Source organism: Marilutibacter aestuarii, from assembly GCF_006546775.1.
GTDB lineage: Bacteria > Pseudomonadota > Gammaproteobacteria > Xanthomonadales > Xanthomonadaceae > Marilutibacter > Marilutibacter aestuarii.
In genome coordinates this window covers 1-8,042 of sequence record NZ_VICE01000002.1, presented here as the reverse complement: position 1 = coordinate 8,042, position 8,042 = coordinate 1, and the positions used below count along the sequence as shown (strand labels likewise).

Here is an 8,042-nt window from a genome sequence, read left to right as displayed (position 1 = left end):
CGGCTGCCGCGGCAGCGCGTTCGGCGGCGATGCGGCGGCGCTCGGCCTCGGCCTTCGCCGCTGCGGCGCGGAGTCGTGCCAGCAACTGTTCCAGCCCCTTCGCGTCGCGCCCCAGGGCCTGCTCGCGGTCGCGCCGGCTCTTGTATCGCTTGTCCAGGTTGGCGACCACCGCCTCGCGTGCGTTGCGGTCTTCGCGCAGGGTCGCCAGTTGCGCGTCGAGGCGCCCACGCGAATCCTCCAGCACCTGACGGCGCGCGGCGATGTCGCGTTCGACCGCATCCAGCGCCTCCAGCCGGGACGCCAGCTCGCGGATGCGCTTCATCCGGTCCTGTTGCATGTAGCGATGGTAGGTCAGCAGGCGGTTGGCCTCGGCGACGCTGTCCTGCGCCAGCAGGACCTTCAGCGGCGCGTCGCCGCCCTGCGCGTAGGCCGCGCGGACCAGCTGCGCGAGTTCCTCGCGCTGGCCCGACATGGCCGCCTGCATCGTCGCGCGCCGTGCTTCCAGTTCGTCCAGCGCCTCGCGCTGCGCGGCGAGTTCGGCCTCGATCTCGCGCAGGCGCCGGTTCGACTGCCCCACCTTCTCGTCGGCCTCGCGCAGCTCGCGGTGCGCGGTGCCGCGTTGCCCCTCGAGGCGGCGGCGCTCGGCGGCGACCGAACGCAGCTCGTCCTTGATGGCGTCGAGCTTGCGCTCGGTCTCGCCGCGGTCCTGGGCCGCGGGGAGTGGCGCCGACAGGCCCAGCCAGGCCCCGGCGAGCAGGGCAGCGGCAAGCACGGGCCTGGCGCGCATCAGGCCTCCAGCAGGCTCTGGCCGCTCATCTCGGCCGGCTGCGGCAGGCCGAGCAGGTCGAGCATCGTCGGAGCGATGTCGCGCAGGGCGCCACCGCTGCGCAGCGTGGCCTTTCGCGGCCCGACGTACACCAGCGGCACCGGTCCGGTCGTATGCGCGGTGTGGGCCTGGCCGGTGGCCGGGTCGCGCATCATCTCCAGGTTGCCGTGGTCGGCGGTGACCAGCAGGGCACCGCCCCTGGCCTCGACCGCGCGACGCACCGCGCCGATCGCCACGTCCACGGCCTCGGCCGCCTTCACCGCCGCGTCGAACACGCCGGTGTGGCCGACCATGTCCGGATTGGCGATGTTGCAGACGATGGCGTCGAAGCGGTCGGACCCGATCGCCTCGACCAGCTGTTCGGTGAGCTGCGGGCAATTCATCTCCGGCTGCAGGTCGTAGGTCGCCACCTGCGGGCTGGGGATCAGGATGCGCTCCTCGCCGGCATAGGGCGTCTCGCGGCCGCCGCTGAAGAAGAAGGTGACGTGGGCGTACTTCTCGGTCTCGGCGATGCGCAACTGGGCCAGGCCGTTGGCTTCCAGGACCTCGCCCAGGGTGTGGCGCAGGTCGTCGGGCGGGAATGCCAGGCTCGCCTGCAGGCGCGCGTCGTACTCGGTCAGGCAGACGAAGCGCGACAGCACCGGGCGGCGCGCATGGAAGCCCTCGAAGTCCGGCGCGATGAAGGCCGCCGCGAGCTGGCGGGCGCGGTCGGCGCGGAAGTTCATGAAGACCACGGCGTCGCCGTCGCGCATCGTCGCGCCGTCGTCGATCACGGTGGGCGAGACGAACTCGTCGTTCTCGTCGCGCGCGTAGGCATCGGCCAGGGCGGTCAGCGCGTCGGGCGCATGGTGCTCGCTGGCGGCCTCGACCATCGCGTCCCAGGCGCGGCGCACCCGGTCCCAGCGGTTGTCGCGGTCCATGGCGAAGTAGCGCCCGCCGACGCTCGCGATCTCCGCGTTGCCGGCCTTCTGGCAGGCTTCCTGGAGCGCCCTGAGGCTGGCCTCTGCCGAGCGCGGCGGGGTGTCGCGGCCGTCGAGGAAGGCATGCACGGCCACGTGCGGCACGGCTTCCCGGCGGGCCATATCGATCATCGCGAAGATGTGCGACTCGTGGCTGTGCACGCCGCCGGGCGACAGCAGGCCCATCAGGTGCAGGGTGCCGCCACTGGCCTTGGCCGCCGCGCAGGCGTCGCGCAGGGCCTCGTTGGCGAAGAAGCTGCCATCCTCGATCGCCGCATCCACGCGGGTCAGGTCCTGGTAGACGATGCGCCCGGCGCCGAGATTCATGTGGCCGACCTCGGAATTGCCCATCTGCCCGTCCGGCAGGCCGACATGGCGGCCCTCGGTGTGGATGAGCGTGTGCGGCGCCTCCGCCAGCAGGGCGTCCCAGTTGGGCAGCGTCGCGGCGGCGAGCGCGTTGTCGGTGGGATCCTCGCGGTGGCCCCAACCGTCCAGGATCAGCAGGACGACCGGCTTGATGCGGTCGGGGGCGCGCTCGGCGGCGGTGGCTTGGGTCTGGGACACGTGGGGGCTTCCGTGACTTCGGGCAGGTGCCCGGGGTGCATGGGCCTGCGATTGTAGCGGAGACGGCGCGACGGCCGGATCGCCCGGACGCCGCCTTAAACCTTCGCGATGCACCGCGCATCCCTCCTTCCGACCCCACTGAACGGACACGCCCATGACCGCAAGCAAGCCGCTCCGCCTCGTTCCCCTCGCCCTGGCCCTGGCGCTCGCGCCGGCCGCGGCCTTCGCCCAGCAGAACATCGACAAGGTCAACGGCAGCATCACCGCCGAGGCCGGCCAGACTTACGGCACCCTGGAAACCGTCAACGGCAGCATCCGCATCGGCGACAACGCCCAGGTGGCCGACGCCGAGACCGTCAACGGCAGCATCAAGGTCGGCGCCTCGGCCCGCACCGGCGACCTGGAGACCGTCAACGGCGCCATCCGCCTGGAGGAACGCGTCCAGGTCCAGGGCGGCGTGAGCACCGTCAACGGCGGGATCTTCATCGGCCTGGGCGGCAACGTCGCCGACGACGTGGAGACGGTCAACGGCTCCATCGGCCTGGTCGACGCCGACGTCGGCGGCGGCATCGAGACCGTGAGCGGCGACCTCACCGTGGGTGCGGGCTCGCACGTGCGCGGCGGCATCCGCTACGAGAAGCCGAGCCCGCAGTGGTTCCGCATCAACAAGAACGGGCGCCCGCCGCGCGTGGTGATCGGTCCGGACGCGGTGGTCGACGGCCCGCTGGTGTTCGAGCGCGAGGTGCTGCTGTACATCCACGACACCGCCCGCACCGGCGCGATCACCGGCGCGACCGCGGTCCGCTACTCCGGCGACACCGCCCCGACAGAATGAACAGGGCCCGGCGGGGCGCCGTGTGCGCCCCGTCCGGCACGGTGGTCGCCGCCATCGTATGATCGGGACTTTGTTGCAACCGCTCCAACGGAGGCTCGATGTCCCGCACCCCGCTCCACACCGCCACGCAGCTGGTGGCCGCCGCCCTGGTCCTGTCGGCCTGTTCGCAGCCCGCCACGCCCGACGCCGGCGGCACCGCCGCCACACCCGCCAAGGACACGGCCACCCACGTTTTCGAACCCGGCATCAACGCCGGCGACTTCGCCGAGCGCGTCAAGACGCTCGCCTCGGACGAGTTCGAGGGCCGCGCGCCCGGCAGCGAAGGCGAGACCCAGACGCTTGACTACCTCAAGTCCCAGTTCGAGGCGATGGGCCTCAAGCCGGGCAACGGCGACAGCTGGTTCCAGGACGTGCCGATGGTCGAGACGACCGCGGACGAGTCCACCGTGCTCAAGCTCGACGTGAACGGCGAGCCGCGCGAACTCAAGTTCGGCAGCGACATGGTCATCGGCACCCGCACCGGCGAGCCCGAAGTGAAGATCGACGGTAGCGAACTGGTCTTCGTCGGCTACGGCGTGAATGCGCCCGAGCAGGGCTGGAACGACTACGCCGGCGTCGACGTGAAGGGCAAGACCGTCGTGATGTTCGTCAACGACCCGGGCTTCCACGCCAAGGACGAGTCGCTGTTCGAAGGCAAGCGGATGACCTACTACGGCCGCTGGACCTACAAGTACGAGGAAGCCGCCCGCCAGGGCGCCGCCGCCGCGATCATCATCCACGACACCGAGGGCGCGTCCTACGGCTGGGACGTGGTGAAGAACTCCTGGTCGGGCCCGCAGTTCGACCTGCCGGCCAAGGACGACCCGGAACCGCGCCTGCCGGCGCAGGGCTGGATCACCGCCGACGCGGGTCGCCAGCTGCTGGCCGACCTGGGCCAGGACCTCGACCAGCTGTACGTCGCCGCCAACAAGAAGGGCTTCAAGGCCATTCCGCTGGACGCCACCCTGTCGCTCGACCTCAAGAGCACCACGGCCGAGAAGTCCTCGAAGAACGTGGTCGCCCTGCTCCCGGGCAGCACCCGTCCGGACGAGGCGGTCGTGTACATGGCGCACTGGGACCACCTGGGCAACCATGGCCACGAAGGCCACGGCGAGGCCGCCAGCGCGGACGACGACCAGATCTACAACGGCGCCGTGGACAACGCGACCGGCGTGGCCGGCATCATGGAGATCGCCGAGGCCTTCGCCTCGCAGGATCCGGCACCCGAGCGCTCGGTGCTGTTCCTGGCGGTGACGCTCGAGGAGTCCGGCCTGCTGGGCTCGAAGTACTACGTCGCCCATCCGGCGATCCCGCTGGACAAGACCGTCGGCGTGATCAACCTCGACGCGATGCCGGTGATCGGCCCGTCCAGGGACATGACCGTGGTCGGCTTCGGCAGCTCCGAGCTCGAGGACATGCTGAAGGTGCACGCCGACGAGCAGGGCCGCACCCTGGTGCCCGAGGCCACGCCGCAGGACGGGTTCTACTTCCGCTCCGACCACTTCAACTTCGCCAAGGCGGGCGTGCCGGCGCTGTATGCCAAGGGCGGCGACGACCTGGTCGACGGCGGCAGCGAGGCCGGCCATGCGGCGCAGCGCGACTACCGCGACAACCGCTACCACAAGGCCGCCGACGAGTTCAGCGACAGCTGGAACATGGAGGGCGTGGTCCAGGACCTGGAAGCGCTGTACGGCGTCGGCCGCGACCTCGCCGGCAGCGACAAGCGCCCGAACTGGTACGAGGGCAACGCCTTCCGCGCCGCGCACGACAAGCTCGTCGGCGGGGATGGCGGCTGATCTGATGAGTATCGGCTAGTTCGACATGACGACGGCGCCGCAAGGTGCCGTCGTTGTTTTCGGCTACGCTGTCGCATTCCCCTACGGCACGACGGCCATGACCCTTACCACCGCCTACTGGTGCGTCCTGATCGCGGCGCTCCTGCCCTACGTCTGGGTCGCCATCGCCAAGGGCGGCGGGCCCCGCTACAACAACCGCGATCCGCGCGGCTGGATGGACCGGCAGGAGGATCCGCGCACGCGGCGCGCGAACGCCGCGCATGCGAATGCCTTCGAGGCCTTCGCCCCGTTCGCGGCCGGCGTGGTCATGGCGCAACTGGCAGGGGTGGCCGAAGCACGGATTGCCGGGCTCGCGCTGGCATTCACCGCCTTCCGGCTCCTGCATGGCCTGTTCTACCTGGCCGACAAGCACCTGCTGCGCACCCTGAGCTGGTTCGGTGGACTGCTCTGCGTGCTGGCGCTGCTGGTCATGGCGGCGCTCCAGGTCGGCCGCTGAGCACTGCCGATGCGCCCATCGCCCGAGTTCCTGGACGCCTTGCGCGACGACGGCTTCTGCTTCGTCGCCGCCGACACCATGCAGGCCTGGCTGGAAGACCAGGGCGCGCTCGAGGACTGGGCCGCCTTCCGCGACAGCTGGAACGACCTCGCACCCGATCGCTACCTGGAGAAACTGGGCAAGCAGCGACGGCGCCGGCATGCGGTCTACAGCCTGTGCAGCCGCGGCCCGGCGGCGGGTGCCGCGGTCCGGCAGGCCCACCAGCCTCATTTCCAGAGCCTGGACTACAACGCGCTGCAAGGCGACATCGAGCGCTGGTTCGAGCCGATCCTGCCGGCCATCGGCGACAGCCAGAGCCTGCACGCGATCCTGCGGCACTGCCAGTCGCTGTTCGGCTCGCTGGCGCCATGCGTGGCCCGCTGGCACGTCGAGGTCCACCAGTTCCGCATCGAGGCGCAGGTCGATACCCCCGGCCAGCCGACGCCCGAGGGCATGCATCGCGACGGCGTCGATTACGTGCTGGTGCTGCTGGTCGACCGCGAGAACATCGCGCGCGGCACCACCAGCATCCACGACATGCAAGGCCGCGAAGTAGGCGCTTTCACCCTGACCCGGCCGTTCGATGCCGCACTGGTCGACGATGCCCGGGTGTTCCACGGCGTCACGCCTGTCGAGGCGATCGATCCCGCGCTGCCGTCGCACCGCGACGTGCTGGTGGTCACCCTGCGCGACGCCGAGCGCACCGCGTGACGCGCTTCAGCCCAGATAGGTGGTCTGCATCGGCAAGCGCGTGACGCCGCTGATCGGCCGGCTCGGCAGCACCGGCGTGCCGACGTCCTCGTAGTCGGACTGCCACAGCCGCGGTCGCGGCCAGGCCGGCCGGGCGCTGCCATCCACCGCGCGGCGGATGTCGTCGACGTCGAGCTGAGGCGCCAGCAACTGGATCAGGTCGAGCGCATAGTCTCGAACCACCCGCCCGGTCGGCAGGATCGCCCAGGCCACGCACTCGGGCAGGGCCGGGTCGGCCGGCAGCACGACGAACTCCTGGTGGTCCGCCGGCTCCAGTGCCAGCTCACCGACCAGGCCCACGCCCAGGCCGGCGCGGACGTAGACCTTGATCAGGTCCGCGTCCTCGGCCGAACAGGCAAAGCGCGCCCGCAGGCCGGCGTCGCTCAGGGCGCGGCACAACGACGAGTCCGAGCGCCGTGAGGATTCGTAGGTGACCAGCGCGTGCCGGGCCAGCTCGCCCAGGGCAACCGGGCGGTCCAGGCGTGCCAGCGCGTGTCCGCGCGGCACCAGCACCATGCGCTTCCAACGGAATAGTGGCAGCGCCACGCCGGGTGGTACGCGGTCGCCGGCGGTGCTCACCAGCATCATGTCGCCGCCGTTGTCGCAGGCACGCTCCGGCGCCGCACCCTCGCCCATGTTCTGGATGCGCACATTGAGCCGGGGATAGCGCTGGATGAGGGTCGACAGCACCGGCGGCAGCACGTGGCGCGCGTAGGTCTGCGGCGTGGTCAGCACCAGGTCACCGGTCTCCTCGCCGCGTACGTTGGCCGCGTAGGCCCGGATGCTGGCGACATCGTTGACGACGCGGCGTGCCAGGCGGATGACTTCCTGCCCGGCAGGCGTGATGCCGCTGATGCTGCGTCCATGGCGCATGAGGATCTGGAAGCCCAGTTCGTCCTCGAGCAGCTTGAGGTGGCGCGACAGGCTGGGCTGGCTGGCATGCATGATCTCGGCCGCCGCGCTGATGTTCAGCTCGGCATCGACGATGGCCAGCAGGCAACGCAACTCTTTCAGTGTCATGGCAACGTCCTTGCGCAAGCAACCGCCCGTCGCTGCCAAAGGCAGCCACGTAGCGTAGTCGCGGGACCGCGCTGCCTCACTCCTGGCCATGCCCAGCCGGAGTCAGCCATCCCAATGGGGTCACTACCCGTATAGCACCACGGAAGGCCCCGGTAAAACCGGCATCGCCGTCGCAGCAATGACAGCGCGCTTATCCAGTTTCCGGATAAGCACATCCGGAAAACCGATGAGCGAAAAGGTGGATAAGGTCATGCGTTATCTGTATTGGACGGGCCGGCCCCGCCCGGAGTTCACTTGGCCTGTCGACGAGAGGGGAAGTCGCGACGGGGGCCCCAGTCCAGGTCCCTGTGGCGCGTGATGCAGGCCAAGTCGGGCGCAAGACCCGCATGCCGCGTGAAATCGACTCGACGCCCATCGCACATCGGCGCTGCCGCATGGGGCAGATCAGGGGAAGGCCGGTATTTGTTTGCGATCCATTCCGTGGGCTCGACCCACGGGCAACCAATACAGCCAGTGAGGGTAGTATCGTGAATCGCAGAAAGACCATTCTCGCCGCCAGCGTCGGCGCCGTGTTGATCCTTGGCGCCGGACACGCCAGCGCCGCCGAAGCCGAGCTTCGCTTCGCCAAGGCGCCGATCGAAGGCCGCTACATCGTCGTGCTGAAGGACGATGCCGCCGCGATGGGCTTCGAGGCGCAGTCGGCGAACAAGCCGAGCGT

General features: G+C 70.1%; 8 protein-coding genes. 5 read left to right on the top strand and 3 right to left on the bottom strand.

Annotation, left to right across the window (positions count from 1 at the left end):
* Together FKV25_RS00420 and gpmI are read right to left on the bottom strand one after the other, a co-directional pair.
* A partial coding sequence (locus FKV25_RS00420; RefSeq protein WP_425462591.1) for a murein hydrolase activator EnvC family protein occupies positions 1–787 on the bottom strand: 787 nt, incomplete at its 3' end.
* On the bottom strand, positions 787–2,349 hold the full coding sequence (gene gpmI / locus FKV25_RS00415) for a 2,3-bisphosphoglycerate-independent phosphoglycerate mutase (RefSeq protein ID WP_246071794.1): 1,563 nt from the start codon (positions 2,347–2,349) through the stop codon (positions 787–789). The genes FKV25_RS00420 and gpmI, both read right to left, overlap by 1 nt.
* Before the next feature lie 154 nt (positions 2,350–2,503).
* Between gpmI and FKV25_RS00410 the strand changes: the two genes are divergently transcribed.
* The 4 genes from FKV25_RS00410 to FKV25_RS00395 all read left to right on the top strand — a co-directional run bounded on the left by FKV25_RS00410 (position 2,504) and on the right by FKV25_RS00395 (position 6,265).
* The gene (locus FKV25_RS00410) at positions 2,504–3,184 is read left to right on the top strand and encodes a DUF4097 family beta strand repeat-containing protein (RefSeq protein ID WP_141516817.1); all 681 of its coding nucleotides are present in this window, start codon (positions 2,504–2,506) and stop codon (positions 3,182–3,184) included.
* 98 nt (positions 3,185–3,282) lie between these two features.
* Positions 3,283–5,019, top strand: coding sequence for a M28 family metallopeptidase (locus FKV25_RS00405; RefSeq protein WP_141516816.1), 1,737 nt, complete (start codon positions 3,283–3,285; stop codon positions 5,017–5,019).
* 97 nt (positions 5,020–5,116) lie between these two features.
* Positions 5,117–5,515 (top strand): MAPEG family protein, encoded by a 399-nt coding sequence (locus FKV25_RS00400; RefSeq protein ID WP_141516815.1) that lies wholly within the window; start codon positions 5,117–5,119, stop codon positions 5,513–5,515.
* A 9-nt stretch (positions 5,516–5,524) separates the two neighbouring features.
* The gene (locus FKV25_RS00395; protein ID WP_141516814.1) at positions 5,525–6,265 is read left to right on the top strand and encodes a 2OG-Fe dioxygenase family protein; all 741 of its coding nucleotides are present in this window, start codon (positions 5,525–5,527) and stop codon (positions 6,263–6,265) included.
* 6 nt (positions 6,266–6,271) lie between these two features.
* On the opposite strand, the gene FKV25_RS00390 is transcribed toward FKV25_RS00395, so the two are convergent.
* A complete protein-coding gene (locus FKV25_RS00390; RefSeq protein WP_141516813.1) occupies positions 6,272–7,324 on the bottom strand; it encodes a LysR substrate-binding domain-containing protein in 1,053 nt (350 codons plus the stop codon).
* A 527-nt stretch (positions 7,325–7,851) separates the two neighbouring features.
* Between FKV25_RS00390 and FKV25_RS00385 the strand changes: the two genes are divergently transcribed.
* A partial coding sequence (locus tag FKV25_RS00385) for a hypothetical protein (protein WP_211345329.1) occupies positions 7,852–8,042 on the top strand: 191 nt, incomplete at its 3' end.